Origin of the sequence: Streptomyces sp. NPDC051315, from assembly GCF_044455165.1 — a bacterium.
Taxonomy (GTDB): domain Bacteria; phylum Actinomycetota; class Actinomycetes; order Streptomycetales; family Streptomycetaceae; genus Streptomyces.
Window position 1 is genome coordinate 1 of the sequence record NZ_JBITEN010000022.1, and the last position, 26,243, is coordinate 26,243.

The following is a 26,243-nucleotide window of genomic DNA, read 5'->3' on the forward strand; positions in this document are numbered from 1 at the left end:
CGGCCCCCCCGCGGCGCCGGGGCGGGCGCGCCGCCCCCGGGGGGGGGCGCCCCGGCCCCCGCCCCCCCCGCCGGCCCGCGGCCCCCCCCCCCCCCCCCCCCCCCCCCCCCCCCCCCCCCCCCACCGCTACTTCATCGGTGCCGCCGGTCCCGCCGGAGTGATCGGCGTAGCCGCCTGGGCCTGCGGGGACGCCGAGTTCGAGTACACCGACGGGGGCGCCACGGCGGCCGTCGGGTCCGCGTCCGGGGTCTCCTCCGCGGGAGCGGTCGCGCCGCCGACGATGCGGATGTCGGCGGCGTCGAAGGCGCGCTTGATGCGCCAGCGCAGCTCGCGCTCGACCGCCAGGGCCTTGCCGGGCATCGTCTTCGCGGAGACCCGGACGACCATCGAGTCCAGCAGCACGCTGTCCAGGCCGAGCACCTCGATCGGGCTCCACAGGAGCTCGTTCCAGGGCTCCTCCTTGCCCATCTTGTCGGCGACCTCGTCGAGGGTGGCCTTGACCCTGTCCAGGTCCTCGCTCGCCTTCACGGTGACGTCGACGCCGGCCGTCGCCCAGCCCTGGGAGAGGTTGCCGATCCGCTTGACCTCGCCGTTGCGGACGTACCAGATCTCGCCGTTGTCGCCGCGCAGCTTGGTCACGCGCAGTCCGACCTCGATGACCTCGCCGGTGGCGACGCCCGCGTCGATCTGGTCGCCGACGCCGTACTGGTCCTCGAGGATCATGAACACACCGGAGAGGAAGTCCGTGACCAGGTTGCGGGCGCCGAAACCGATCGCCACGCCCGCGACACCGGCGGACGCCAGCAGCGGGGCCAAGTTGATCTCGAACGTGCCCAGCACCATCAGCCCGGCCGTGCCGAGGATGAGGAAGCTCGCCACCGACCGCAGCACCGAGCCGATCGCCTGCGAGCGCTGGCGGCGGCGCTCGGCGTTGACCAGCAGACCACCCAGGGCCGTGCCGTCCACCGCCTGCACCGTGCGGTTCATGCGGTCGATGAGCTTGGTGATCGCCCGCCGCACCACCACTCTCAGGATTCCGGCGATCACCAGGATCAGCAGGACCCGCAGACCGATCGCGAGCCAGGTCGACCAGTTCTGCTCGACCCAGCTGGCGGCGTTCGTCGCGCTCTCCTGGGCGTCCTGGAGCGTCGGGACCGTCACCGTCGGCGACTCCGAGGGGGTCGGCGACGGCGACGAACCGGCGGCCAGTAGGACGGCGGGCAAGGACACGGCAGGTACCTCCACGTGCGGCACTGCTCCGTCCGGTGCGGCGGTCAAGGTGTTCAAGGTCACGAAAAGGTCACCGGACGGGCAGGAGAACCACACTAACGGGGCATCGTGTGTGCTTCGGCGGGATACGAGAAGGAGAGACCGTACTCACCCGCGCTTGAACAGGTTGTCGGCCGGGGGATGCTTTTTCCTGTGGTCGAAAACACTCCCAGCCCGTTACCGGGACATGGTGGCGCGTCCACCAGGCGAGAGGGGAGACTGACCACAGATCGTCCCGGCGCGAGCCACGCGCCGCCGACGCCCGAGGAGGCATCCGTGCCGCATGTCCTGGTCCTGAACGCGTCGTACGAGCCACTCGGCGTCGTACCGCTCCGCCGCGCGCTCGTCCTCGTCCTGGAGAACAAGGCAGTCTCCCTCGAGGAATCCGGCGCCTTCCTGCACAGCGCGACCGTCACTGTCCCCGCACCCAGCGTGGTCCGGCTCAAGCGATTCGTCCGGGTCCCCTATCGGGGGCCCGTTCCTCTCACCCGTCGCGCGCTCTTCGCCCGTGACGGGGGCCGGTGCATGTACTGCGGTGGCGTCGCAACCAGCGTCGACCACGTCATCCCGCGCAGCCGCGGGGGCAAGCACGTCTGGGACAACGTGGTGGCGTCCTGCCGCCGCTGCAACCACGTCAAGGCCGACCGGCACCTGGTCGAGCTCGGCTGGCGGCTGCGCCACAAACCCGCCCCGCCCACCGGTCTGGCCTGGCGCATCATCGGCACCGGCCATCGGGACCCGCGCTGGCTGCCGTACCTGCAGCCGTTCGGCGCGGACGACGCCCTGGCCCGGATCGACGGCATCTCCGCCTGACGACCCGGGCTCTCGCACGCCCCGTGGCCCGACGGACGGCCCGGCCACGGGGCCCTTCGGGGCGGGCGGGGCCCGATCTGCGGCCATGCGCTCAGGTGCGCGGTCCCTCCGGACGGGCCCCCCGGGCCGCGTACAGGGCGGTGCCCGCCGCGCAGGCCGCCGCGGCCGTCAGCCACGCGGCCGGTGTGTGCCCCGGCTGCGTCGGCCACGCCCACACGGTGACCGCGTGGCCGTGCACCCCCTCCGACGCCAGGTACACCGACCAGACGTAACCGCAGGCCGGCAACCAGCTCAGCCGGGCGCCCAGCAGGACGGCCGCGGCCGCCGTGAGGCCGGTGCAGCCGAGCAGGTTGCGGACCATGCCCCAGGGATCGGCGGCGAGCCCGTCGCCGCCGAGCACCGCGAGCGGCAGCAGCACGGCCATCGGGGCGGTCAGACCGAGCAGGTGCACCAGCCGGCGCGGCCACCAGGGGCGTACCGCCGTACGGTCCAGCTCGTCGCAGGCCGCGTACAGGCTCGTGCCGATCAGCGCGGCCGCCAGCAGCGGGGCCAGCGCCAGGACCGGCATCCCCCCGCCGGGGGCCGGCCCGGACGCCGCCCACAGGACGAGTCCGGCGGTCCCGGCGAGTCCGGCGAGGGTGCGCGGGAGGACGCGGGAGCGGACGTAGAGACGGACACCGGTCACAGGGCCGGCACCCCGCTCGGGTCGCAGTCGCCCACCGTCGCGAAGTACGCCGACAGCCAGGCCCGGCGCTCGTCCGCGTCCATCGCCGCCAGCCGGGCGCGGGCCGCCCGCCGGTCCTGGAGCTCGGCCCGCTCGGCCGCGTCGCCCTCGGCGGCGATCTCGTCGAAGACCCGCTGCGCGGGGCTCGGCGCGAGGAGGTTCTCCACGGCGTCGTCCGCCCGCCTCACGCGCGCGTCCAGCCTGTCGCAGTCCCCCCGGCCCAGCAACGCCATCACCGCCTCCCACGCGTACTGCTCCGGATCGGTCAGCCGCCCCCGCACCACCGACCAGCCGATCGGTGTCAGCATCGGCAGCTCCGCCTCGTCGGGCCCGGGAGCGCCCGGCCGGTCCTCGAACCGGACCGGCAGGTTGCGTACGCCCTCCAGCCGGCCGGTGACCCCCGACAGGGCCTCGGTGACCTGCGGCAACAGCTCGCCGTAGCGGGCGTTCACACAGACCTGCGGGCTGACGGAGGTGTCGCACACCTGCCGGGTCCGGTCCGGGTCGGTGTGCCACAGCCCGTCCCCGGTCTGCACCAGCAGTGCCCCGGCCGCCGTCGCCGCCGCCAGTGGCAGCAGGGCCGTGTACCGGCGGCGGGCCGCGTACGCCAGCACCGCGGCCGCCGTCAGCCCCGCCGTCCACACGGCCATCGCCGCCGGCTGCCACGCCACCGGGAGCAGGCTCTCCCCGACCGGGAGCACCGGGCTGAGGTAGCGGCCGGGGCCGACGTCCGCCCGGCCCGACAGGCCCAGGACGACATACCCGCCCAGCGCCAGGAGCGGGGCCGCCGCCCGCCAGGTCACCAGCCGCCCCACGACGTGACCCGCGACCGCGGCGGCCGCGACCACCACCGCGTCCGTCGCCAGCAGGTCCGGGCAGGGCCGGTCGCCGCGGGCGTACGGCCAGGTCGCGAGCAGCGCGCCGACCGCGGCGAGCAGATACCCGGCCGCCATCCACGACGCGAGCGGCAACGCCGCCGCCAGGAACCGCGCCAGCGGCCCGCGCACGGCCGTCTCCCACAGCTCCTCCGTGCCCCGTCGCCGCTCCCGCCCGCCCTGCCAGCAGCCCGCGGCCGCCGCCAGCGGCACGATGACCAGCAGCACGCCGTGCAGTTGGGTGCGGGTCTCGGCCCAGCCGCCCTGCCAGCGTTCCGCCTCGGCGGCCAGCAGCACGGCCGGCACGAGGAAGGCGGCGGCTCCGGCCCAGGGGGCGAAACCGCGGGTCGTCTCGGGGCGCAGCGGGTGGGCCGGGGGGCGCCGCGTCCGCGTGCGTTCCGTCATGAGGGTCACCGCGCCGACCCCAGGGGCGTGCGGGCGGCCCGGTGGGCGCGCAGGGCCGCCGTGTAGCCGCGTTCGATCGGGTTGTCCCCCACGCCGTCCGCGGTGTCCTCGCCCAGCGCCGTCAGCGAGGCCGGGGTGCCGCGGTACGCGACCCGGCCCGCGTCGAGGAGGGTGACCTCGGTGCAGGCGGCGGTCACGTCCTCCACCAGGTGCGTCGAGACGACGACCGTCGCGGAGGCGCCCAGCTCGCGCAGCAGCGCGCGGAACTCGACGCGCTGCTCGGGGTCCAGGCCCGCGGTCGGCTCGTCGAGGAGCAGGACGTCGGGCTCGTTGACGATGGCCTGGGCGATGCCGACGCGGCGGACCATGCCGCCGGACAGCGTCCTCACCTTCGCGTCGATGCGGTCGCCGAGGCCGACCCGGGCGACGGCCCGTTCCACGGCGGCCGGGGTGCCGGCGGCGGGCAGCTCCTTCAGCCAGGCCACGTACGCGACGAACTCGCGGACCGTGAACCCCGGGTAGTGGCCGAACTCCTGGGGCAGGTAGCCGAGCCGGCGGCGGACCGGGCCGCGCCGCCGGGGCTCGCCCACGTCCTCGCCGAGGAGCTCCACCCGCCCGGCGTCCGGCCGGGCGACGGTGGCCAGGACGCGGATCAGGGAGGTCTTGCCGGCGCCGTTCGGGCCGAGCAGGCCGTGCACGCCCGGGCCGAGGTCGAGGTCGACCGCGTCGAGGGCGACGGTCTTGCGGTGCCGGACGCGCAGGCCGGTCACTCGTATCGTGCTCAAGGGGTCTCCGTGTTCCGGGGAGGGGGTCACCGTCGGACCGGGCGGTCGTAGGCGGAGCGGCGGACGGCCAGCGCCGCGGCGCACAGCGCGGCCGCGCCCGCCCACGCGCCCTGGGCGAGCGGGCCGTCGAGGCAGGTGGACAGCTGGTCGGTCAGCCGGGTGAGCGGGGCGTCGGCGGATGAGGTCAGCGCCGGGGCGAGGACCGCGACCAGCCAGCCCGCGCCGGTCACCGAGGTGGCGGCACGGCAGCCGACGTACCCGGCCAGGGCCAGGGACGCGAGCGTCAGCGCGAGCCCCGGCAGCAGCCAGGCGGCCGCGCCCGGCGCACCCGAGGCGGGCAGCAGCAGGGCGGCGAGGGTGAGCAGCGGCAGGCTGACCGCCAGCACGGCGGCCGTCCGGGTCAGCAGCAGCCGCAGTCCGCCGGACGGGGTGGCGGCCGTGATCTCGTGCAGCGGGTCGGCGTGCGGCCCGTAGGACAGGGCGACCCCGAGGACGGGGACGACCGGTGCGACGGCCAGCAGCAGCGGGCGGGCCGCCTCGACACCGGCCCCGTACGCGAGCCCGACCGCCCCGAGGGCGACGAGCAGCACGGCCACCGGCCACGTCCCGCGCACGGCGGGCCCGGCGGCCCACCGGACCCGCGCGAGCGGGACCGAGACACGCGAGGACCAGAGCCGGGCGCGCGGAGACGGGGAGAGGGAAGGGGACGGGGACGTGGAGGGGGTGGGCGAGGGTCGCGGGGAGGGAGTGGGGGAGGGGGCCGGCGAGGGCCGTGGAGAAGAGGGGACGGGGGACGGCAGCGGGGCGGCGGCCGCCGGTGCCGACTCCCGCAGCACTGCCTCCCGCAGCACTGCCTCCCGCAGGTCTGACTCCCGCAGGTCTGACTCCCGCAGCGTCGCCTCGCGTACGTCCCGCAGCGTCGCCTCCAGCACCGCCTCCCGTACGTCCCGCAGCACCGCCCCCGCCGGTCCTTCCCGTACCGCGCGGGAGACGCGGGAGGCGCAGCCGGCGCAGTGCTCCAGGTGCTTGTCCAGGGACCAGGCGTCCGCCTCCGGGAGGGAGCGGTCGGCGTAACGGGCGACCATGTCGTCGGACGCGTGCCAGGGGGTCGTGGTCATGCCGGGCCTCCCGCCGGGGTCGGGCTCATCTGGGCCAGGGCCGCGCGCAGTTCGGCGCGGGCGCGCATCGCGCGGGTCTTGACCGTGCCCTCGGGTATGCCGAGCAGCCGCGCCGTCTCCCGGGTGGTGAGCCCGTCGACGACGGTCGCGCGCAGCACCTCCCGCAGCTCGGGGGAGATCCGCTCGAGGGCGGTGCCGACGTCGCCGAACTCCAGACCGGCCAGCACCCGTTCCTCGGCGGACGGCAGGGCACCCGCGGGCGCCCGCTCCACACGGGCCGTGTCCATCGGTGCCGTCTCGATCCGGGTGGCCCGCTCCTGGGCCCGCCGGGCGTCGACCAGACGCCGGGCGGCGATCGTCCACAGCCAGCCGCCGGCCTCCCCGCCGCCGTGTCCGGCCGCCGACCGCCACACGGTCACGAAGGTGTCCTGCACGACCTCGCGCACCACCTCGGCGTCGGCACAGCGCCGGGTCAGCCGCGCGTGCAGCCAGCCGGCGTGCCGGTCGTACAGCGCGGCCAGCGCGGCCGCGTCCCCGCCCGCGACGGCCCGCAGCAGCGCCGCGTCGGTGTCGCTCTCCCCCTGGCCCCTCATGGGGCGGAACAGTTTCACACCCTCTCTGTCGGTCGGCCCGTCGCCGACGGTTCACGGTCGCGCCCCGATGTCGGCCGACATGTCTGGATCGCGGGGTTCTGTAAAGAATGTCCGGGTGAGGAATGTGACGAGATGCGCGTTGTCCCCTCCCCGACGTCTGCGCGCGCGCCCGCTGGGTAGGGCTGCGGTTGACCCGTCAGACGCCGTACCCGACAAGGAGGCCGCCATGGCCGCATCGACCCACTCCTTGCTGCCGGTCCACTCCAAACGCCCGGCGGAGCTGACCGCCGTCCTCGAAGAGACCCACTTTTGCGTGTTCAGCGCGGAGGGAACCTGCGCCGAGGCCCCGCTGACCAGCGAGCCGCCGCTGCCCGACGCCGAGCCCCTCACCAGCGAGCCGCCGCTCGCCGCCGCGGATTCCGACGTCACGAGGCCCTAGATGACCGCACCCCGGCCGGCCACACCCCCCGACGAGGAGCTGACCCGTCTCGCCGCCCTGCACGGCGTCGCCTCCTCCTACAGCCCGTCCCCGGGCCGTACGGTCACCACCTCGGCCACCGCCGTCATCCGCGCCCTGGCCGCCCTGGGCGTCGACGCGAGCGGCCCGCGAGCCGTCCGCGCCGCGCTCGCCGCCCGGGAACGGGAGCTGGACGAACGGCTGCTGCCACCGACCGTCGTGTCCTGGACCGGCAACGACAGCGACAGCCGCGGTGGCGGTGAAGGCGACGGTGGCAGCGGCGATGGCGGTGGTGGTGCCGTGCCGGCCGCGTTCGCCGCGCTCCCGCCCGGCACCCGGCTGCTGGTCGAGACCGAGCAGGGCGAGACCCACGCGTCCGTCGAGGGACTGCCGCCGGGCGTGCACCGGGTGACCGCCACCGCGCCCGACGGGCGCACCGCCCGCGCCCACCTGATCGTGGCCCCGCCCCGCCTGCCCACGCCCGCGGGACGCATGTACGGACTCCTCGTCCAGCTCTACTCCCTGCTGTCCGAACGGTCCTGGGGCATGGGGGACCTCGGTGACCTCGCCGAGCTGGCCGGCTGGGCCGGGCGGGCGCTGGGGGCCGGGTTCGTGCAGGTCAACCCGCTGCACGCGGCCGTGCCGGGGGCGCCGACCGACCCCTCCCCGTACCGGCCCTCCTCACGCCGTTTCCCCGATCCGGTGCATCTGCGGGTGGAGGACGTCCCCGAGTTCGCCCACGTCGCCGACCCGGAGCTGGTGCGGACGCTGCGGGAGCGGGCGGGCCGGCTGCGGGAGACCGTGCTCGACAAGGGGGCGTTGATCGACCGGGACGCGGTCTGGGAGCTGAAGCGGGAGGCCCTGGAACGGGTCGCCGGTGTGCCGCTCGGACCCGGCCGCCACGCCGCCTACCGCGACTTCCTCGCCGAGGAGGGCCGGGCGCTGGAGGACCACGCCACGTGGTGCGCGCTGGCCGAGGTGCACGGCTCCGACTGGCACCGGTGGCCGGAGGGGCTGCGGGACCCCCGGTCCGCGGACACCGTGCGGGCCCGCGGTGAGCTGATGGACCGGGTCGACTTCTGGTCGCGTCTCGCCTGGCTCACGGACGCCCAGCTCACCGCCGCCCAGCGCGCCGCGCGCGAGGCGGGCATGCCGGTCGGGATCGTGCACGACCTCGCTGTCGGCGTGCACCCCGTCGGCGCCGACGCCTGGGCCCAGCAGGAGTATCTCGCCGCCGGCATGTCGGTCGGCGCGCCGCCGGACGCCTTCAACGCGCGCGGCCAGGACTGGGGCCTGCCGCCGTGGCGCCCGGACCGGCTCGCCGAGTCGGGCTACGCGCCGTTCCGCCGGCTGCTGAGGGCGCTGTTCCGTTACGCCGGCGCCCTGCGCATCGACCACGTCATGGGCCTGTTCCGCCTGTGGTGGGTCCCCCAGGGCGAGCCGCCCACCGAGGGCACCTACGTCCGCTACGACGCCGAGGCCATGCTCGCCGTCCTGGTGCTGGAGGCGTCCCGGGCGGGCGCGGTGGTGATCGGCGAGGACCTCGGCACCGTCGAGCCGGGCGTACGGGAGGCCCTGCGTGACCGCGGGGTGCTCGGCACGTCCGTGCTGTGGTTCGAGCGGGACTGGGAGGGCGACGGCCGCCCCCTGCCCCCCGACCGCTGGCGTGCCGACTGTCTCGCCACCGCCACCACCCACGACCTGCCGTCCACCGCCGCCCGCCTCACCGGCGACCACGTCGAACTCCGCGACCGGCTGGGTCTGCTGACCCGGCCCCTGGAGGAGGAGCGCGCGGAGAACGCCGCCGACACGGGGGAGTGGCTCGACCTGCTCGCCCGGCTGGGACTCCTGCGGGGCACCGGCGGGGGCGGCGGCCCGTCCGCCGAGGAGGCCGAGGTCCAGGCCGTCCACCGCTTCCTGCTGCGCACCCCCGCCCGGATGATCGGCGTCTGGCTCCCGGACGGCGTCGGCGACCGCCGCCCCCAGAACCTCCCCGGCACCTGGGACCAGTACCCGAACTGGCGACTGCCGATCGCGGACGCGGAGGGGCGCCCGGTGACACTGGAGGAGCTGGTGGCGTCACCGAGGCTCCACGCGCTGATCAACGTCCTGCGGGACACCGATCCGCCCGCCGCCTCCCGGGCGACGGGGGACGGGGCCGGTGCCGACGGCCCGTCCGGGTGAGTTCGCCGACGAGGTCCGTACGGGTGAGTGCGCGGCGAGTCGGGGGTTCGGGGGGGGCGGCCGGTCAGGGCCCAGGGGGTGGCCGGTCAGGGGCCGGAGGGGCGGACGGTGGCCGGGGTCCGGGACGGTCGGCGGTGGGTCCGGGGTGGTCGGCCGGGTCGTCGGAGGGCGGCCGGGGTCCGGGACGGGCAGCCCGCGGCCCCGCCGGCCGCGGCGTCGGCCGTCCATACGGCACCCCGGCCGCGCGTCCCCGCCCGCCGTTCGCTAACTTGGGCACCGTGGACAAGAAGAACGCCCTGCGCGCCGGCGCCCTGGCCGCCGGTACGACGCTGATGATGCTGCTCATGTCGTCCCCCGCGCTCGCGCTGACCCGCGACGACGGCGACGACCCCGGCCCGGGCCTGAGCGTCATCGAGACGCTGGGCCTCTTCGTGGTGGCCCCGATCGTGCTGTTCGTGGGCATCGCCGCCCTGGTGTGGGTGCTCGACAGGTCCAAGGACCGGCAGGACCCCACCAGCTCCAACATCACCGTCAAGGGCGGGGCGAAGGCCGAGGCCTGACCGGGGCGCTCCGGCGCTCCCTCCCCCCCGCCGGGCCCGCACCGGGCCCGCCGCACGCACCGCCGAGGGCGCCGCCCCCGTCGTCGTCCGCGCTTCCGCGGTCCGACGAGGGGAGCGGCGCTTTCGTGCGCGACGCCTGAGTGCGTGACGCTGGCGTGGGCGACGCCTGCGCGCGCCGCTCGCGTGCGGGACGCGGGGAACGCGTGCCGCAAGGGGAAGCGTGCCGCTAGGGAACGCGCGACGGTAGGAAGGGGACGTCAACGGCCGTCCGAAACCGGTCGGTGCGGGTGCGGGTCACCGTCATGGTTGACTCGTCGGCGTTGGCACCAGGAGGCCCCCATGAACGGCACCTCGCACGACGTGAGCACCCCCCACCCCCACTCGGTCGTCGTCGTGGGTTCCGGGCCCACCGGTCTCCTGCTCGCGGGTGACCTCGCGACGGCCGGCGTCCCCGTCACCGTCCTCGAGAAGCGGCCCCACAGGATCAGCAACCTCTCCCGCGCCTTCGTCCTGCACGCCCGCACCCTCGAACAGCTGGACGCGCGGGGCCTCGCCGACGAGCTGGAGGCCGTCGGCCGTCCCCTCGACCGCCTCCGCCTCTACGAGCGGCTCACCCTCGAGCTCGACACGCTCCCCTCCCGCTACCCCCACGTCCTCGTGATCCCGCAGTACGAGGTCGAGAAGGCCCTGGAGCGGCGTGCGGTCGAGGCCGGGGCGCTGTTCCGCCACGAGACCGAGGTGACCGGCCTCGCCCAGGACGCGGACGGCGTGACCGTCGAGACCCGCACGGCCGCCGGCGCCACCGAGACGCTGCGCGCCGCCTACGTCGTCGGCGCCGACGGGATGCGCAGCGCCGTGCGGAACGCCGTCGGCCTGCCCTTTCCCGGCCGGTCGGCCATTCGTTCCGTGGTCCTCGCGGACGTCCGTCTCGCCGAGGAGCCCGAGACACTGCTCACCGTCGACGCCGTCGGTGACGCCTTCGCCTTCCTCGCCCCCTTCGGCGACGGCTACCACCGGGTGATCGGCTGGGACCGGAGCCGTGACGTGCCCGAGGACGAGCCGCTCGACATCGAGGAGGTCGCGGAGATCACCCGTCTCGCCCTCGGCCGTGACTTCGGGATGCACGACGCCCGCTGGCTGTCCCGCTTCCACAGCGACGAGCGCCAGGCACCCGCCTACCGCGTCGGCCGGGTCTTCATCGCGGGCGACGCCGCACACGTGCACACCCCGGCCGGCGGTCAGGGCATGAACACCGGGCTGCAGGACGCGGCCAACCTGAGCTGGAAGCTCGCCCAGGTGATCCACGGCCACGCGGGGGACGCCCTCCTCGACACCTACCACGCCGAACGCCACCCCGTCGGCCGGACGGTGCTGCGCAGCAGCGGCGGCATCGTGCGCATGGCGATGGCCAAGAGCCCCTGGATGCGCGCGGTGCGCGCCGTGGGCGCGTCCTTCCTGAACTTCGTGGGCCCCGCCCGCCGCCGGGCCCTCGGTCAGGTCACCGGCATCGGCTACCGCTATCCGGCCCCCCGTGGCGCCCATCGCCTGACCGGCCGCCGCGCCGACGACGTCTCCCTCGCCGGCGACCGCCGCCTGTACGAGGCCCTGCGCGGCGGCCGCTTCGTCCTGGTCACCCCGCCGGACGCGTACGACGAGCGGAGCGGCGCCCGCAAGGAGCGGCTCGCCGTGGAGCACTGGGCGGACGACCGGCGTACGGCGCTGCTGGTGCGCCCCGACGGGTACGTGGCCTGGGCGGCCGACACCGCCGATCCGGCCGCGATCGAGGGCGCCCTCGCCACGCACGTCGGCTGAGCCGGCGCGGCCCCTCCGAGAGGGCCGCCACCTGGGCGCCGCCCTCTTCTCGTCGCTGTCTCCGCGCCACTGCCGCTGCCCCCGCCACCGCTCCTTCGCCACCTCTGCCCCGCTCCCGCTCCTCAGCTACCGCTCCGTCGCGAGCAGCAACTCCCGCAACAGGCCGGCCAGGTGGCCGGCCTGTTCGGCGTCCAGCGCGGCGGACAACGCCTGCGTCTGGACGGCGAGGCCCGCGCCGACCGCCTCCTCGACCAGGGCCAGCCCCTGCTCGGTGAGCGTCACCTGCAGGCCCCGGCGGTCGTGCGGGTCGGGGGAGCGGCGCAGCAGTCCGGCCCGTTCCAGCTTGTCGAGGCGCCCCGTCATGCCGCCGGTGGTGAGCATGAGCGTCGCCGACAACTGGCGGGGCGAGAGGGCGTACGGCGCGCCGGAGCGGCGCAGCGTGGCGAGGACGTCGAACTCGCCGCGCGAGATCCCGAGGGCCGCGTAGGCCTGCTCCATCCGGTCGCCGATGGCGCGGGAGAGGCGGTTGATCCGGCCGAAGACCTCCATGGCGGTGGTGTCGAGGTCGGGCCGCTCGACCGCCCACTGCTCGATGATCGCGTCGACCGGATCCCTGCGCTGTGCACTCATGCGGGGAGTATCGCCGCGCTCACGGTCACCCGCAAGAAAGTGGCTTGACGGCAAGTTGCTTAGCATTAAGCTACTTGCAGCCAAGTTATTTGTCTCGCCTCGGAGAAGGGTGCCGGCCATGCAACGGCCCGCGACCGTCCTGATCACCGCCCTCGCCCCCGTCTCCTGGGGCACCACCTACGCCGTCACCACCGAGTTCCTCCCGGCCGACCGTCCCCTCTTCACCGCGCTGACCCGCGCCCTGCCCGCCGGTCTGCTGCTGCTCGCGATCGCCCGGGTGCTGCCGCGCGGCATCTGGTGGGGCAAGGCGGCGGTGCTCGGCGCCCTCAACATCGGCGCGTTCCTGCCGCTGCTCTTCCTCTCCGCCTACCGGCTGCCCGGCGGTCTGGCGGCGGTCGTCGGCTCGGTCGGCCCGCTCTTCGTCGTCGGTCTGTCGGCCCTGCTGCTCGGACAGCGGCCCACCGCCCGCACCCTGCTCACCGGCATCGTGGCCGCGTCCGGCGTCAGCCTGGTCGTCCTGAAGGCGGCCGGGGCGCTGGACGCGCTCGGCGTGCTGGCGGCACTCGCCTCCACGGCCTCCATGTCGGCCGGCACCGTCCTGACCAAGAAGTGGGGCCGTCCCGACGGCGTGGGCCCCCTGGCGCTCGCCGCCTGGCAGCTCACCGTCGGCGGCCTGCTCATCGCCCCCGTCGCCCTCCTCGTCGAGGGCGCACCGCCCGCCCTGGACGCCCGTGCCGTCGGCGGCTACCTCTACCTGGTCCTCGCGAACACGGCGGTGGCGTACTGGCTCTGGTTCCGCGGCATCGGCCGGCTCACCGCCACCCAGGTCACCTTCCTCGGCCCGCTCTCCCCGCTGACCGCCGCGGTCGTCGGCTGGGCCGCGCTCGGGCAGGCGCTGACGGCGGTCCAGCTGGCGGGCATGGCGCTGGCGTTCGGCGCCACGGTGGCGGGCCAGCTCGGCCCGCGCACGACACCGGCGCCGACCGCCCGACCTCTCACTTCCTCCGAGAGGAATGCCCGAGAGGACTCGATGGACCTGACGGGTCCGGCGCTGCGACGGTAGAGCGGAACCCGCCCACCGCCCGAGAGGCGCCCCGCGGAGGAGGCCCCGGCGGTGGACGCGTCCTGGCGGCGCTGCGGGAGGTGGCCGCCGAGTCGGGCCTAGGGAAGCCGGCGCAGCAGCCGCACGCCGGGGCGGCCGGCGATGTCGACCTCCGCCACGGTGGTGAAGCCGTTGCGGGCCAGCACGGTCCGGGAGGCGAGGTTGTCGAGGGTGGTGACGGCGGTGAGCGCGCAGAGGCCGTACTGGTCGGCGGCGAGGCGGCAGACGTCCCCGACGGCGGCCGTGGCGACGCCCCGGCCCGCCCAGCGCTCGCCGATCCGGTAGCCCAACTCGGCGGAGCCGTCCGTGACGTCGATGAGATTGACGCGGCCGGCCAGTTGGCCGTCCTGGTCGAGAACCACGTGGAAGTGACAGACGCCGGCCTCCTGTTCCGCGAGGAGGGCCCGGTGCCGGGAGGGGAACTCGGCGAAGTAGGCGTCTCCGCGATCGGGGATGGACCGTGCGAAGTAGACGCGGTTCTCCCGCTCGAACGCGAGCAGGGCTTCCGCGTGGTCGGCCCGCAGCCTTTCCAGCCGTGTCATGCCGCCAGCATAGGGACGCGGCCAAAGGAGCGCGCCCGCCGCCCTCACCTGCCCGCCCGCCGGCGGCGTCCGCGCCGGTGCGCGGTGGACGACAGGCGGGCGTCGCCTCCGGGGCCCGGTCGTCGCCCAAGGCCGTGGTCGCGTGGAAGGATGACGCAACCGACACATCACGAGGAGATGACCGCGTGCCTGGCACAAACCTGACTCGCGAAGAGGCGCAGCAGCGGGCGAAGCTGCTCACCGTTGACTCGTACGAGATCGATCTCGACCTCTCCGGCGCGCAGGAGGGCGGCACCTACCGGTCCGCGACCACAGTGCGTTTCGACGTCGCCGAGGGAGGCGCGCAGTCCTTCATCGACCTGGTGGCGCCGACCGTCCACGAGGTGACGCTCAACGGCGACGCCCTGGATCCCGCCGAGGTCTTCGCGGACTCGCGGATCGCCCTGCCCGGCCTGCTCGAGGGCCGCAACATCCTGCGGGTCGTCGCCGACTGCGCCTACACCAACACCGGTGAGGGTCTGCACCGGTTCGTCGACCCGGTCGACGAACAGGCCTACCTGTACACCCAGTTCGAGGTGCCGGACGCCCGTCGCGTCTTCGCCTCCTTCGAGCAGCCCGACCTCAAGGCCACCTTCCAGTTCACGGTGAAGGCGCCGAGCGGCTGGACCGTCATCTCCAACTCCCCGACGCCCGAGCCCCAGGACGACGTCTGGGTCTTCGAGCCGACGCCCCGGATCTCGACGTACATCACCGCGCTCATCGTCGGCCCGTACCACTCGGTGCACAGCGTGTACGAGAAGGACGGGCAGTCGGTGCCCCTCGGTATCTACTGCCGGCCCTCGCTCGCCGAGTTCCTCGACTCGGACGCGATCTTCGAGGTCACCCGGCAGGGCTTCGACTGGTTCCAGGAGAAGTTCGACTACCAGTACCCCTTCAAGAAGTACGACCAGTTGTTCGTGCCGGAGTTCAACGCGGGCGCGATGGAGAACGCGGGCGCCGTCACCATCCGCGACCAGTACGTCTTCCGGTCCAAGGTGACCGACGCCGCGTACGAGCTGCGCGCGGAGACCATCCTGCACGAGCTGGCCCACATGTGGTTCGGCGACCTGGTCACCATGGAGTGGTGGAACGACCTGTGGCTGAACGAGTCGTTCGCCACGTACACCTCCATCGCCTGCCAGGCCTACGCCCCCGACAGCCGCTGGCCGCACTCCTGGACCACCTTCGCCAACTCCATGAAGACGTGGGCCTACCGGCAGGACCAGCTCCCCTCCACCCACCCGATCATGGCCGAGATCCGCGACCTGGACGACGTCCTGGTCAACTTCGACGGCATCACCTACGCCAAGGGCGCCAGCGTCCTGAAGCAGCTCGTCGCCTACGTCGGCATGGACGAGTTCTTCACGGGCGTGCAGGCCTACTTCAAGCGCCACGCGTTCGGCAACACCCGCCTCTCCGACCTCCTCGGCGCCCTGGAGGAGACCTCCGGCCGCGACCTCAAGGCCTGGTCGAAGGCCTGGCTGGAGACGGCCGGGATCAACATCCTCCGCCCGCAGATCGAGACGGACGCCGACGGCGTCATCACCTCCTTCGCCATCCGCCAGGAGGCCCCCGCCCTGCCCGCCGGCGCCAAGGGCGAGCCGACCCTGCGCCCGCACCGCATCGCCGTCGGCTTCTACGGCCTCGACGAGGCGAGCGGCAAGCTGGTGCGCGACGAGCGCGTCGAGCTCGACGTCGACGGCGAGCTGACCGCCGTACCGCAGCTGGTCGGCAAGCGCCGGCCGGACGTCGTGCTGCTCAACGACGACGACCTGTCGTACGCGAAGGTCCGCCTCGACGAGCAGTCCCTCGCCTTCGTCACCGAGCACCTCGGCGACTTCGAGGCGTCCCTGCCGCGCGCCCTGTGCTGGGCCTCGGCCTGGGACATGACCCGCGACGCCGAACTGCCCACCCGCGACTACCTCTCCCTGGTGCTGTCCGGCATCGGCAAGGAGTCGGACATCGGTGTGGTCCAGTCGCTGCACCGGCAGGTCAAGCTCGCCATCGACCTGTACGCCGACCCGACCGCCCGCGAGGCCCTGCTGACCCGCTGGACCGACGCCACCCTGGCCCACCTGCGGTCCGCCGCGGCGGGCAGCGACCACCAGCTGGCGTGGGCGCGCGCCTTCGCGGCCACCGCCCGTACGCCGGAGCAGCTGGACCTGCTGGAGGCGCTGCTGGACGGCTCGCAGACGGTCGAGGGCCTCGCCGTCGACACCGAGCTGCGCTGGGCGTTCGTGCAGCGGCTCGCGGCCGTCGGCCGGTTCGACGAGACGGACATCAGCGGCGAGTACGAGCGCGACAAGACGGCCGCCGGTGAGCGCCACGCGGCGACCGCCCGCGCCGCCCGCCCGACGCCGGAGGCCAAGGCGGAGGCCTGGGCGCAGGTCGTCGAGTCCGACAAGCTGCCCAACGCCGTCCAGGAGGCCGTGATCAGCGGCTTCGTCCAGACCGACCAGCGTGAGCTGCTCGCGCCGTACACGGACAAGTACTTCGACGTCGTGAAGGACATCTGGGACTCCCGCTCGCACGAGATCGCCCAGCAGATCGCGGTCGGCCTCTACCCGGCGGTCCAGGTCTCCGAGGAGACCCTGCGCAAGACCGACGCCTGGCTGACCTCCGCCGAGCCGAGCGCGGCCCTGCGCCGCCTCGTCTCCGAGTCCCGCGCGGGCGTGGAGCGCGCGCTGAAGGCCCAGGCGGCCGACGCGCGGTAGACCGCCCGTACGCCAGGAGGGGGCGCCCGGTGCCACGGCACCGGGCGCCCCCGGCGTTCACCCGAGCCCGGCGCACCGGGTACGACGTCCGGATCCCGCCGGTGAGCGGGAGCGGCGCGCGCGAACCTGGGACGCATGACCACCACGATCACCGACAGGACGTACACCGCACGGCCCATCGGCCCGGAGGTCCTGGAGGAACTGCGCGCCACGGACGACGCCGGCCGTGCCCCGACCCCGCTCACCGACGACGAGGGCGGCAACCCCCTGCGCTGCTGCCTGCGCCACAGCGAGCCGGGAGAGCGGATCACGCTGGTCTCCTACGCCCCCCTGCGCCGCTGGGCGGCCGAGACGGGCGCCGACCCCGGCGCCTACGACGAACAGGGCCCCGTCTTCGTCCACGCCGAGCCCTGCCCGGGCCCGGCCGGCGACGGCCCGCCCTTCACCAACGCCCACCGCATGGTCCGCCGCTACTGCGCCGAGGGCCGCATCCTGGGCGGCCGCCTCGTCGAGGACCCCTCGGACGAGCGCGAGGGCCTCACGGCCGCCTTCCGGGAAGCGTTCGACGACCCGGCCGTGGCGCTCGTCCACGTCCGGGCCGTCGAGTACGGCTGCTTCCTCTACGAGGTCAGGAAGGGCTAGCCCTTCAGCTCGGCCGCCACCAGCTCCGCGATCTGCACCGCGTTCAGGGCCGCGCCCTTGCGGAGGTTGTCGTTGGAGATGAACAGGGCGAGGCCGTTCTCCACGGTCTCGTCCTGGCGGATGCGGCCCACGTACGACGGGTCCTTGCCGGCCGCCTGGAGCGGGGTCGGGATGTCGGTGAGGACGACACCCTCGGCGTCCGCGAGCAGCTCCGTCGCGCGCTCGGCGCTGATCGGGCGCGCGAAGCGGGCGTTGACCTGGAGGGAGTGGCCGGAGAAGACCGGGACGCGCACGCAGGTGCCGGAGACCTTCAGCCCGGGGATCTCGAGGATCTTGCGGGACTCGTTGCGGAGCTTCTGCTCCTCGTCCGTCTCGTTCAGGCCGTCGTCGACGATCGAGCCCGCGAGCGGTACGACGTTGAAGGCGATGGGCCGCTGGTAGACCTGCGGCTCCGGGTAGTCGACGGCCTCGCCGTCGTGGGTGAGCCGGTCGGCGTCGGCGATCACCTTCTGCGCCTGGCCGTGCAGCTCCGCGACGCCCGCGAGGCCCGAGCCGGACACCGCCTGGTAGGTGGCGACGACGAGGGCCTCCAGGCCCGCCTCCGCGTGCAGCGGCTTCAGCACCGGCATCGCGGCCATCGTCGTGCAGTTCGGGTTGGCGATGATGTCCTTGGGGCGGTCCGCGATCGCGTGCGGGTTCACCTCGGAGACGACCAGCGGCACCTCCGGGTCCCTGCGCCAGGCGGAGGAATTGTCGATCACGACCGCGCCCTGCGAGGCGACCTTCTCGGCCAGCGCCTTCGAGGTCGCGCCGCCCGCGGAGAACAGCACGATGTCCAGGCCGGTGTAGTCGGCGGTCGCCGCGTCCTCCACCGTCACGCCGTCCAGGACGGTCCCCGCGGAACGGGCCGAGGCGAACAGGCGCAGCTCGGTGACCGGGAAGTTCCGCTCCTTGAGGATCCTGCGCATGACCGTGCCGACCTGACCGGTGGCTCCGACGATTCCGACCCTCACGGCGACTCCCTCTGTCTCGTTACGTGCGTATTGCCTGGCCGAGGCCTTTCCATCATGCGGCCGACCCCTGGCAGCCTGTCCAATTCTTTGGGCGCCATGCCCGAGGTGTGGGACGCCACGTCGCGATCGACGGTTGCGGAACTCCGGTCCGCACCCCTGCTGAGCTGGAGGAATTCGCCCGGCGGGCGTCCCGTGCCGCAAGCTGTGCTGCCCGGCGCGCCGGTGTGACGTACGCCTCTGCGCGATTCCCGGCGGTTCCGCCGAACGTTTCCGCGCACCCCGGCGTCATAGGGGAAACGCGGGAGGGGAGGGGTGTCCGTGCTGCGCAGAAGGACGGCCCGCCGCGCCCAGGGGGACGCACACGGTGATCCTCTGGACGCGGCGCAGGAACGCCGGGTGCGGGCGGTGCTCGCGCTGGGCGGGGTGCCGCAGGCGGACCTGCCGGACGGGGTACAGCAGGTCCGCCTGCGGCTGCTGGAACGCGCGGCGAGGGGGGACGAGGCGCCGCGGGACGTCTCGGCGTGGGCGGCGGTCGTCGCCTCCAACCTCGCCATGGACTGGCACCGTGCCAAGCGGCGCCAGGAACGCCTCGGCGAACGGCTGGCCTCGCTGCGCCAGCACGAGCACTCCTCCGGCGAGGACACCAGCGTGCTCTCCCTCGCCGTCGCCCAGGGCCTGGACGACCTGCCCGACGCCCAGCGGCAGGTCCTCGTCCTGCGCTTCTACGCCGATCTGCCGGTGCGCTCCATCGCCCAGGAGCTGGGCGTCCCCGAGGGCACGGTCAAGAGCCGCCTGCACACGGCGGTCCGGGCCCTGCGCGCCCGCCTGCACGAGGACGAGGTGGTGTGACGTGACCGCCGGACACGAACACGGGACACACGACGGCCGCGACGGCTACGACGGCCGGAACGGTCGCGGCGGCCACGCCGGCAACGGCAGCCAAGACGGTCACTCGAACCACGATCGCCATGGCAGCCACGAAGGCCACCCGAACCACGGCAGCCACGGCGGCCACGACAGTCACCGAGACGACACTCACGACGGTCCCGCCAGTCACGGCGGCACGGACGCGCTGATGGCCGTGATCCTGGACGCCCCGCTGTCCGAGGAGGCCCGCGCCGACCCCGTCTTCATGGCGGGCCACCGCGCGGCGACGGCCGACGTGGCGCTGCTGCGCGAGCAGCTGGGCGTCCTCGCGGACGCCCTCACGGAGCCCGCCGAACAGCCGGTTCACCGGCCCGCCCCGCCCGCCCCCGTACACCCGCCCCGGCGCCGCCTGCTGCCCCTCGCCCTGCGCACCGTCGGCGCCGCCGCCGCCGGTGCCCTGGTCGTCGGGGCCGGCTGGCTGGTCGTCCAGGTGGGCCGGGGCGCGGCCGACATCGGCGCGTCCAGGAGCGTCGACGACAGCGCCGCGGCCGACGAGAAGGAGGCGGCGTCGGGCGCGGCCGCCGACAGCCCGCTCGGTGATCCCGGCTACCTGGCCTGTGAGGCACGGCTCGTCGTCGAGGGCGAGGTGACGGACGTCGAACGGGTGCCGGGCAGCACCCAGGAGCGCGTCACCCTGCGCGTCACCCGCTCGTACAAGCCGGAGCAGCAGGCGGCGCCCGAGGTCGACTTCGTGATGGAGCGGGACATGGACCCGCTCCTCGCCGAGGGCGACCACGTCCTGGTCGGTCTGGCGCAGGGGTCGGCGTCACCGGACGTCTGGGCCGTCGGCGCGGCCGACATCGCCGCCGAGCGGTCGGCGATCGCCCGGGCGGCGGGCCGCACGGACGGCGTCACCTGCGAATGAGAGAGGGGCGGGCGCCCGTACGGACGCCCGCCCCACCGGTCTCGACGAGGTGCTACGGCGTGACCTTCTCGATGGCCACGCTGCCGGTGCCCGCGACCGTGCCGCGGGCGTTGACCAGCTGGACCTGGCCGAAGAAGGCGCGGCCCTCCGGCGCGGGGGCCAGGGCGGTGACGGTCGCGGAGACCGACGCCGAGGCGCCCGTGGCCAGCTTCACCGGCGTGGACTCGTCGACACTGACCGTGCCGAGCGCGGACGAGAAGAACACGTCCAGGTAGTCGTACTCGGTGGAACCGGCCGGGACGGAGTAGCCCGCGACCTCGATGGTGTAGGTGCCGGCGGCGGGCGACGGGATGGAGACCGCCTCCTCCGAGTCACCGTCGGCCTGCTGCGCGACCTGGTTGCCGTCCGCGTCGTAGACCGTCAGGTCCAGGTCGGCGGAGGCGTCCGAGACGCCGCCGATGGAGACGTCCAGCGACGTGGCGCCCGCGGGGACCTCGACCGTGGTGGTCCGGTTCTCGTGGTCCTTGATCGTCGGTCGGGCCGCCTTGGACGAGCCGAGCGGGCCGCCCGCGAGCGTGCCGTCGACGGCGGCGAAGTTGTTCGTCACCTTCCAGGAGACGGCGGCCGGGGTGCCGACCTTCGCCTCGGGCACGGTCACGGTCTGCGGGTCGAAGGCCGCGCCGTACACGGTGACGTCCAGCTTGTACGGGTTGTCGAGCAGCGGTGAGGTACGGCGCGACTCGACCTCGATCTCCCAGACGCCGGGCTGCGGGTCGGCGTAGGAGCGGGCGTCCGGCGCGCAGCCGTTGCCGTCGAGGTAGTTGTTGTAGCAGTAGATGGTGGCGCTGTCCTCGACGGCGACACCGTACGGGTGGATCGAGATGAACCGGGTCTGGCTCTTGTCCTTCAGGCCGCTCATCGCGACCTCGAGGGACGTGGCGCCCTCGGGCACGGTCAGGAAGTAGTGCTGCGAGCTGTTGCGCTGCACGGTGTTCGAGGCGGAGAAGGTGTGCGCCACCGGCGTCGAGACGACCACCGTGTTCAGGATCTGCTTGTCGATGCCCTCGGTCTTCGGGTCGTCGACCTCGAGGATCGCGCTCTTGATGCCCGCGGACTTCGGCGCGGCCTGGACCTTGACGGTCACCGGCTGGTTCAGCGGCAGCTTCACCTCGTCCGAGCCGAGGATCCGGAAGGTGCCGGCCGCGTTGTTCTCCAGGTGCAGCTCGTGGCGGACCGCCTTGTCGGCGCCGGACGTACGGGTGATGGTGACCTCGTACGTCTTCTTCTGGCCGGCCTTGAGGCCGCCCTCACGGTCGTAGATGCCGGTGCCGAAGCCCGGCGTCTTCAGCGCGAAGTCGATCGCGGTGTCGACCGGGGCCTTGACCGTGTAGTCGTGGGCGGTGGCGCCGTCCTCGATGGCGTCCCAGGCGTCCACGATGTTGATGGCGCCCGCGCCCTCCTCGTAGGCCTGCAGGCCCTTGATGTGGTCGGCGGTCGAGGTCAGCGCCGTGCGCAGGGTGGCGGGCGTCAGCTCGATGCCCTCCTGCTGGGCGGCGCTCAGCAGCAGCGCCGAGGCGCCCGCGGCCTGCGGGGAGGCCATCGAGGTGCCCTGGAGCATGGCGTAGCCGGCCGGCAGGGTGTAGCCCGCCTCGGCGACCGGGGCGCCCGGCAGCCAGGTCTGGATGGTGTTGATCGCGGCACCCGGGGCGACGAGCGTCGGCGTGAAGCCGCCGTCCTCACGCGGACCGCGCGAGGAGAACGGCAGCAGCGCGTACTTCTTCTTCACCTGCGAGCCGTAGTTGGCGGCCCAGGTCTCCTTGGAGATGGCCGCACCCACCGAGATGACCTTGTCGGCCAGGCCGGGGTCGCCGATGGTGTTGGCGCCGGGGCCCTCGTTGCCCGCGGAGATGACGAGCTGGACGCCGTAGGTGTCGATGAGGCGGGTGTACAGCTCGGCGCGCGCGTTGTTGCCGTCGTTCAGCGCCGGCAGGCCGCCGATCGACATGTTGACGATGTCGACGCCGCGGTTGACGACGAGGTCGATCATGCCCTCGGTGAGCGCGACGTTGGTGCAGCCGCCGGTCCAGGTGCAGGCGCGGGAGGAGACGACCTTCGCGCCGGGGGCCGCGCCGTTCATCCTTCCGCCGAACAGGCCGTTGGCGGCGGTGATGCCGGCGACGTGGGTGCCGTGCTCGGACTCGATGACGCCGACGTTGACGAAGTCGGCCTTCTTGCCGACCCACTCGCCGCCGTACGGGTCGGTCGGCACGTCCTTGCGGATCTCGACGACGAACGGCTGGCGCTCGACGACGTCGGTGGCCGGGTCGTCGGTGCCGAAGTAGCCGATCTGGAAGCCGTCCTTGTACGGCTTCATCGGCGTGTCGTCGGTGAAGTCGAGGTTGTTGTTCAGGTCGACGCGGACGGTGCCGGCGGCCGGGTCGTACAGCAGGCCCCAGACGTCGGTGGTGTCGCCGTCGCGGTTCGCGTCGCCCTTGGCGTCGCCGCCGGCGGTGACGGACTCGCGGAACAGGTTGACCTGGTAGCTGCCCTCGGGCGCCTTCCAGGACGCGCCGCCGTAGCTGAAGGACGGTCCGCTGACGGGATTGGTCATCCGCCGCCAGGTGCCGTCGCCGTCGACGATCGGGTCGGTCGCCGTCACCCAGTCGACGATCTTGCGCTCGCCGGTGGTGGTCTTCTGCAGCGCCGGGTGGCCCAGGTCCACACCCGAGTCGATGACGCCGATGGTGACGCCGCGGCCGTCCGCCTTCGGGTGGTCCTCGACGAAGTCGACGGCGCCCGTCTCGAAGGAGGGGTTGTACGGGTTCTCGGCGGGCGTCTTCCGGTTCGGCGCCGGGTACGTCGCAGCCGTCGCGGTGGCCCCGGCGCCCTTGGCGGTGTCCGCGCTCGGCGTCGGGTCGTCGAGGACGATCTCCTGGCGCAGGTCGATCGCGTGCACGGAGGACAGCTTCGCCGCCGCGGCGATGGCCGAGTCGGCCTTGGCCGTCGGGACGGTGGCGCGGACGTAGCCGAGCTTGTCGTAGGAGCGGCCCACGGATCCGCCCTTGACGGCGTCCAGCTTCTCGGCGACCTGCTCGGTGCCGCCCGGGGCGGTCGCGACCATCAGCGTGACGTTCTTGTCGCCGGCGGCCTTGGCTTCGGCGAGGAGGTCGGCGTCGTCGGAACCGAGCTTGTCGGCGGCGGACTTCACGCCGGGGTCGGCGGCCGGGGTCTGGTCGGCGGAGAAGGCCATCGGTATCGGCCCGGCCGCGGACAGCGCGGCCACCAGACCCGCGGCCACGGCTATGCGCGCCGCGCGTCTTGCACCCGATACGGGTTCGCGCTGGGGGGTGTGGGTCATCGGCATCCCTTGTTGGTAAAGGACGAGCGTCACGCGACCGGGCCGTTCCTGCCTGATCGCGAGCGTCCGGAATGCGATCCCGGACGACCGCACAGCTTTACCTAAGGGACCGATGTTTGGGGAGAGTTGACCGAATCGATATGGATGTATGGGGAAAACCCGCGATGACGTTTGCGGGCATCGGGGTCGAACGGGGCAAGTCGCCCGTTGAGGTCGTACAGCCCTCAAACAACCGTCGGCCCAGCCCCGGCCACCACTGGGGCCGGTGGCGGCGCGTCAGTTCCGGTCAGGCGTCCTTCGTCCGCGCGTAGTGCCGTGACGCCTTCGCCCGGTTGCCGCAGGCCGCCATCGAGCACCAGCGGCGGGTGCCGTTCCGCGAGGTGTCGAAGAAGTGCAGGATGCACGCCTCGTGCGCACAGCCGCGGATCCGGTCGGGCGCGGTGGTGAGCAGTTCCAGGTAGTTGCGGGCGGCCAGCCAGGCCGGTCCCCAGGTGTCGTCCGTGAACTCCGCCCGCTCGCCGGGGCCGGAGGGGGTGAGCGTGGGGCGGATCCGGCCGTGCCCGAGCACGGCGTCGACGCCCTCCGTGGCCGCCCCGTCCACGGCCGCCTTCAGCGCGTCGCGCGCCCGCAGGACGTGCCGCAGGGTCGCCGCGTCGGCGGAGAACCGCGCGTCCAGTCCGTTCGCGGCGAGCCACACCGCGAGTCCGTCCGTGTCACGCAGCAGGTCCTGCGCGGCCCCCTCCCGCATCCAGCGCGTGTTGAGCAGGTCGAGCGCGAGCGGCTCGCCGGTGAGCGGACGCGGATCGGCGGTGGCGGTGGACATCGGGGGCTCCTTCCGTACTAACCGTTCAAGAGTACGTGACCGGTTGACCCGTTCTTCTCTAACCTCTAACATGAATGAGAGAGGTTAGAAGGACCTCCGTCGGACCAGCTGAAGGGGACAGCCATGACCTTGAACACCGGCCACATCGGCCTGAACGTCACCGACCTCGACCGCTCGCTCGCCTTCTACCGCGACGTCCTGGGCTTCGCCCTGATCGGCGAGGGCAAGGAGGAGGGCAGGCGGTACGCGTTCCTCGGCGACGGCGAGCGGCTCGTCCTCACCCTCTGGCAGCAGGCGGGAGAGCGGTACGACGGCACCCGTGCCGGCCTGCACCACCTGGCCTTCGAGGCCGGGTCGATCGAGCGGGTCCGGGAGTACGAGAGGGCCCTGCGGGCGTACGGCGTGGACTTCGCGTACGAGGGCGTGGTCGCCCACGCCGAGGGCGCGGCCTCGGGCGGCGTCTTCTTCCACGACCCGGACGGCATCCGCCTGGAGATCTCGGTGCCGGAGGGCGCCGAGGGGGCCCCGGCGCCGGGTGGGGACTCCGCGCCGACCTGCGGCTTCTTCTAGGTCATGGGCGTCTATCACGCCGGCTCGCGCGCCCTGCAGGACCGGCTCGGGGTGCGCGGGCTCGCCGACCACGTCGGCCGGTCCGTCGGCGCGGGCATCAAGCCGGTCGCCGCCGCCTTCCTGGAGCTCCAGCCGCTGCTCGTGCTGGGAGCCGCCGACCCGGCGGACTGCGCGGTGTGGGCGTCGGTGATCACGGGTACCCCGGGCTTCGTCCGGGCCACCGGTGCCCACCGGATCTCCGTCGCGGGCGGGCCACCCCCGACCGACCCGCTCGCGACGGCGCTCGGCACCCCCGGCACCCCGGTCGGCACCATCGCCCTCGACCCGCGCACCCGCCGCCGTATGCGTCTCAACGGCCGGCTGCGGCCCACCCCGCGCGGCTTCGCGGTCGAGGCCGACCGGGTCTTCTCCAACTGCCCCAAGTACCTGCAGCGGAGGGAGTCGTACGAGACGGTCCCGGACCGCCTGCCCGGCGCGCCCCGGCGCGGCGGTGAACTCACCGCCGAACAGGCCGGGTTCGTCGCCGCCGCCGACACCTTCTTCCTCGCCACCGTGCACGACGGCGGCGCCGACGCCAGTCACCGCGGCGGCAACCCCGGCTTCGTGCGGGTCACCTCACCGCGCGAACTGAGCTGGCGCGACTACCCGGGCAACTCCATGTTCCTCACCCTGGGCAACCTCGCCGCCGACCCGCGCGCGGGCCTGGTGCTCCTCGACTGGACGACCGGCCGCACGCTCCAGCTCACGGGCGAGGCCCGCACCGAGTTCGCCGCCGACGGCGAGCGCACGGTCCGCTTCACCGTGAGCGCGACCCTCGACACGCCCTCCGCCCTCCCGCTGCGCTGGTCCGCGCCCGAATATTCACCTGCCAATCCGGGCACTGACCGTTAACGTCCCGGTATGCGCCAGAAGTTGAGGGTGGCGGCCTACGCCGTGTGCGTCCGTGACGGCCGGCTCCTGCTCGCCCGCTCGCCCGCGCCCGACGGCACCCCCGAGTGGGTGCTGCCGGGCGGCGGCATGGAGCACGGTGAGGATCCCCACGACACCGTCGTGCGCGAACTGCAGGAGGAGACCGGCTACCGCATCGAGGTGACCGGCCTGCTCGGGATGGACTCCCTCCGCCGCACCTTCCGCCGCGAGGGCCTGCGCGGCCCCGTGGACCACCACGCGGTCCGGATCGTCTACGAGGGGCGGGTCGTCGGCGGGGAGCTGCGCGCCGAGGTCGACGGCTCCACCGACATGGCCGCCTGGCACGACCTGGACGCCGTACCCGGTCTGGTCCGGGTGGGGTTGATCGACGTGGCGCTGCGGCTGTGGCGGGAACGCCCGGTGAACGGCCGGGTGGCCGTCCCGGAGCCGTAGGGCCGCGCGGGGCCCGCGTCCAGGAGTTCGGTCCGCCGGCGTACGAGGAGGGGCCGCCGGG

Annotated in this window: 24 protein-coding genes; 13 read left to right on the top strand and 11 right to left on the bottom strand. The window is 73.9% G+C overall.

What is annotated here, in order from left to right; genetic code table 11:
- Window positions 1-126 precede the first annotated feature (126 nt).
- The gene (locus ACIBBD_RS32545; RefSeq protein WP_399423159.1) at window positions 127-1,230 is read right to left on the bottom strand and encodes a mechanosensitive ion channel family protein; all 1,104 of its coding nucleotides are present in this window, start codon (window positions 1,228-1,230) and stop codon (window positions 127-129) included.
- A gap of 315 nt (window positions 1,231-1,545) precedes the next feature.
- On the opposite strand from ACIBBD_RS32545, the gene ACIBBD_RS32550 reads away from it, so the two are divergent.
- On the top strand, window positions 1,546-2,082 hold the full coding sequence (locus tag ACIBBD_RS32550; RefSeq protein WP_399423160.1) for an HNH endonuclease: 537 nt from the start codon (window positions 1,546-1,548) through the stop codon (window positions 2,080-2,082).
- A gap of 91 nt (window positions 2,083-2,173) precedes the next feature.
- Here ACIBBD_RS32550 and ACIBBD_RS32555 read toward each other — a convergent pair whose 3' ends face one another.
- Genes ACIBBD_RS32555 through ACIBBD_RS32575 form a run of 5 tightly spaced genes read right to left on the bottom strand, consistent with a single transcriptional unit; the run spans window position 2,174 to window position 6,582 of the window.
- On the bottom strand, window positions 2,174-2,767 hold the full coding sequence (locus ACIBBD_RS32555) for a hypothetical protein (protein WP_399423161.1): 594 nt from the start codon (window positions 2,765-2,767) through the stop codon (window positions 2,174-2,176).
- Window positions 2,764-4,086 carry a hypothetical protein gene (locus tag ACIBBD_RS32560; protein ID WP_399423162.1) on the bottom strand — a complete coding sequence of 441 codons (1,323 nt, stop codon included), beginning with the start codon at window positions 4,084-4,086 and terminating at the stop codon, window positions 2,764-2,766. Before ACIBBD_RS32560 ends, ACIBBD_RS32555 begins: the two co-directional genes overlap by 4 nt.
- Before the next feature lie 5 nt (window positions 4,087-4,091).
- Window positions 4,092-4,871: an ABC transporter ATP-binding protein gene (locus ACIBBD_RS32565; RefSeq protein ID WP_399423163.1), complete on the bottom strand. Its 780-nt coding sequence runs from the start codon at window positions 4,869-4,871 to the stop codon at window positions 4,092-4,094.
- Window positions 4,872-4,897: 26 nt separating this feature from the next.
- Window positions 4,898-5,989, bottom strand: coding sequence for a zf-HC2 domain-containing protein (locus ACIBBD_RS32570; RefSeq protein ID WP_399423164.1), 1,092 nt, complete (start codon window positions 5,987-5,989; stop codon window positions 4,898-4,900).
- Entirely contained in the window at window positions 5,986-6,582 is a 597-nt protein-coding gene (locus tag ACIBBD_RS32575) for an RNA polymerase sigma factor (RefSeq protein WP_399423165.1), read from the bottom strand. The genes ACIBBD_RS32570 and ACIBBD_RS32575 overlap by 4 nt, the downstream gene beginning before the upstream one ends.
- A gap of 226 nt (window positions 6,583-6,808) precedes the next feature.
- On the opposite strand from ACIBBD_RS32575, the gene ACIBBD_RS32580 reads away from it, so the two are divergent.
- From ACIBBD_RS32580 to ACIBBD_RS32595, 4 genes are all read left to right on the top strand, one after another.
- The gene (locus ACIBBD_RS32580; RefSeq protein ID WP_399423166.1) at window positions 6,809-7,021 is read left to right on the top strand and encodes a hypothetical protein; all 213 of its coding nucleotides are present in this window, start codon (window positions 6,809-6,811) and stop codon (window positions 7,019-7,021) included.
- A complete protein-coding gene (gene malQ / locus ACIBBD_RS32585; RefSeq protein ID WP_399423167.1) occupies window positions 7,022-9,223 on the top strand; it encodes a 4-alpha-glucanotransferase in 2,202 nt (733 codons plus the stop codon).
- Window positions 9,224-9,501: 278 nt separating this feature from the next.
- The gene (locus ACIBBD_RS32590) at window positions 9,502-9,783 is read left to right on the top strand and encodes a hypothetical protein (protein ID WP_399423168.1); all 282 of its coding nucleotides are present in this window, start codon (window positions 9,502-9,504) and stop codon (window positions 9,781-9,783) included.
- A 339-nt stretch (window positions 9,784-10,122) separates the two neighbouring features.
- Entirely contained in the window at window positions 10,123-11,595 is a 1,473-nt protein-coding gene (locus ACIBBD_RS32595; RefSeq protein ID WP_399423169.1) for an FAD-dependent monooxygenase, read from the top strand.
- A 126-nt stretch (window positions 11,596-11,721) separates the two neighbouring features.
- On the opposite strand, the gene ACIBBD_RS32600 is transcribed toward ACIBBD_RS32595, so the two are convergent.
- Window positions 11,722-12,225 (bottom strand): MarR family winged helix-turn-helix transcriptional regulator, encoded by a 504-nt coding sequence (locus ACIBBD_RS32600; RefSeq protein ID WP_399423170.1) that lies wholly within the window; start codon window positions 12,223-12,225, stop codon window positions 11,722-11,724.
- 118 nt (window positions 12,226-12,343) lie between these two features.
- Here ACIBBD_RS32600 and ACIBBD_RS32605 point away from each other — a divergent pair, with 118 nt between their 5' ends.
- On the top strand, window positions 12,344-13,288 hold the full coding sequence (locus tag ACIBBD_RS32605; protein WP_399423171.1) for an EamA family transporter: 945 nt from the start codon (window positions 12,344-12,346) through the stop codon (window positions 13,286-13,288).
- A 98-nt stretch (window positions 13,289-13,386) separates the two neighbouring features.
- Here ACIBBD_RS32605 and ACIBBD_RS32610 read toward each other — a convergent pair whose 3' ends face one another.
- On the bottom strand, window positions 13,387-13,869 hold the full coding sequence (locus ACIBBD_RS32610) for a GNAT family N-acetyltransferase (RefSeq protein ID WP_399423172.1): 483 nt from the start codon (window positions 13,867-13,869) through the stop codon (window positions 13,387-13,389).
- 185 nt (window positions 13,870-14,054) lie between these two features.
- On the opposite strand from ACIBBD_RS32610, the gene pepN reads away from it, so the two are divergent.
- Both pepN and ACIBBD_RS32620 read left to right on the top strand, forming a co-directional pair.
- Window positions 14,055-16,622 (top strand): aminopeptidase N, encoded by a 2,568-nt coding sequence (pepN, locus tag ACIBBD_RS32615; RefSeq protein ID WP_399423173.1) that lies wholly within the window; start codon window positions 14,055-14,057, stop codon window positions 16,620-16,622.
- Window positions 16,623-16,757: 135 nt separating this feature from the next.
- Entirely contained in the window at window positions 16,758-17,264 is a 507-nt protein-coding gene (locus ACIBBD_RS32620; protein WP_399423174.1) for a DUF1203 domain-containing protein, read from the top strand.
- On the opposite strand, the gene ACIBBD_RS32625 is transcribed toward ACIBBD_RS32620, so the two are convergent.
- Window positions 17,261-18,277: an aspartate-semialdehyde dehydrogenase gene (locus tag ACIBBD_RS32625; RefSeq protein ID WP_399423175.1), complete on the bottom strand. Its 1,017-nt coding sequence runs from the start codon at window positions 18,275-18,277 to the stop codon at window positions 17,261-17,263. The two genes, ACIBBD_RS32620 and ACIBBD_RS32625, sit on opposite strands and share 4 nt — an antisense overlap.
- Window positions 18,278-18,598: 321 nt before the next feature.
- Here ACIBBD_RS32625 and ACIBBD_RS32630 point away from each other — a divergent pair, with 321 nt between their 5' ends.
- Window positions 18,599-19,126: a sigma-70 family RNA polymerase sigma factor gene (locus ACIBBD_RS32630; protein ID WP_399423262.1), complete on the top strand. Its 528-nt coding sequence runs from the start codon at window positions 18,599-18,601 to the stop codon at window positions 19,124-19,126.
- 226 nt (window positions 19,127-19,352) lie between these two features.
- Entirely contained in the window at window positions 19,353-20,069 is a 717-nt protein-coding gene (locus ACIBBD_RS32635; RefSeq protein WP_399423176.1) for a hypothetical protein, read from the top strand.
- Between the two features lie 52 nt (window positions 20,070-20,121).
- On the opposite strand, the gene ACIBBD_RS32640 is transcribed toward ACIBBD_RS32635, so the two are convergent.
- Window positions 20,122-23,427: a S8 family serine peptidase gene (locus ACIBBD_RS32640; protein ID WP_399423177.1), complete on the bottom strand. Its 3,306-nt coding sequence runs from the start codon at window positions 23,425-23,427 to the stop codon at window positions 20,122-20,124.
- Between the two features lie 286 nt (window positions 23,428-23,713).
- Entirely contained in the window at window positions 23,714-24,250 is a 537-nt protein-coding gene (locus ACIBBD_RS32645; RefSeq protein WP_399423178.1) for a CGNR zinc finger domain-containing protein, read from the bottom strand.
- A 123-nt stretch (window positions 24,251-24,373) separates the two neighbouring features.
- Here ACIBBD_RS32645 and ACIBBD_RS32650 point away from each other — a divergent pair, with 123 nt between their 5' ends.
- From ACIBBD_RS32650 to ACIBBD_RS32660, 3 genes are read left to right on the top strand one after another with little or no spacing between them, the layout of a single operon-like run.
- Window positions 24,374-24,820 carry a VOC family protein gene (locus ACIBBD_RS32650; RefSeq protein ID WP_399423179.1) on the top strand — a complete coding sequence of 149 codons (447 nt, stop codon included), beginning with the start codon at window positions 24,374-24,376 and terminating at the stop codon, window positions 24,818-24,820.
- 3 nt (window positions 24,821-24,823) lie between these two features.
- Entirely contained in the window at window positions 24,824-25,711 is an 888-nt protein-coding gene (locus tag ACIBBD_RS32655) for a pyridoxamine 5'-phosphate oxidase family protein (protein ID WP_399423180.1), read from the top strand.
- A 9-nt stretch (window positions 25,712-25,720) separates the two neighbouring features.
- Window positions 25,721-26,182 (top strand): NUDIX hydrolase, encoded by a 462-nt coding sequence (locus ACIBBD_RS32660; RefSeq protein WP_399423181.1) that lies wholly within the window; start codon window positions 25,721-25,723, stop codon window positions 26,180-26,182.
- Window positions 26,183-26,243 lie beyond the last annotated feature (61 nt).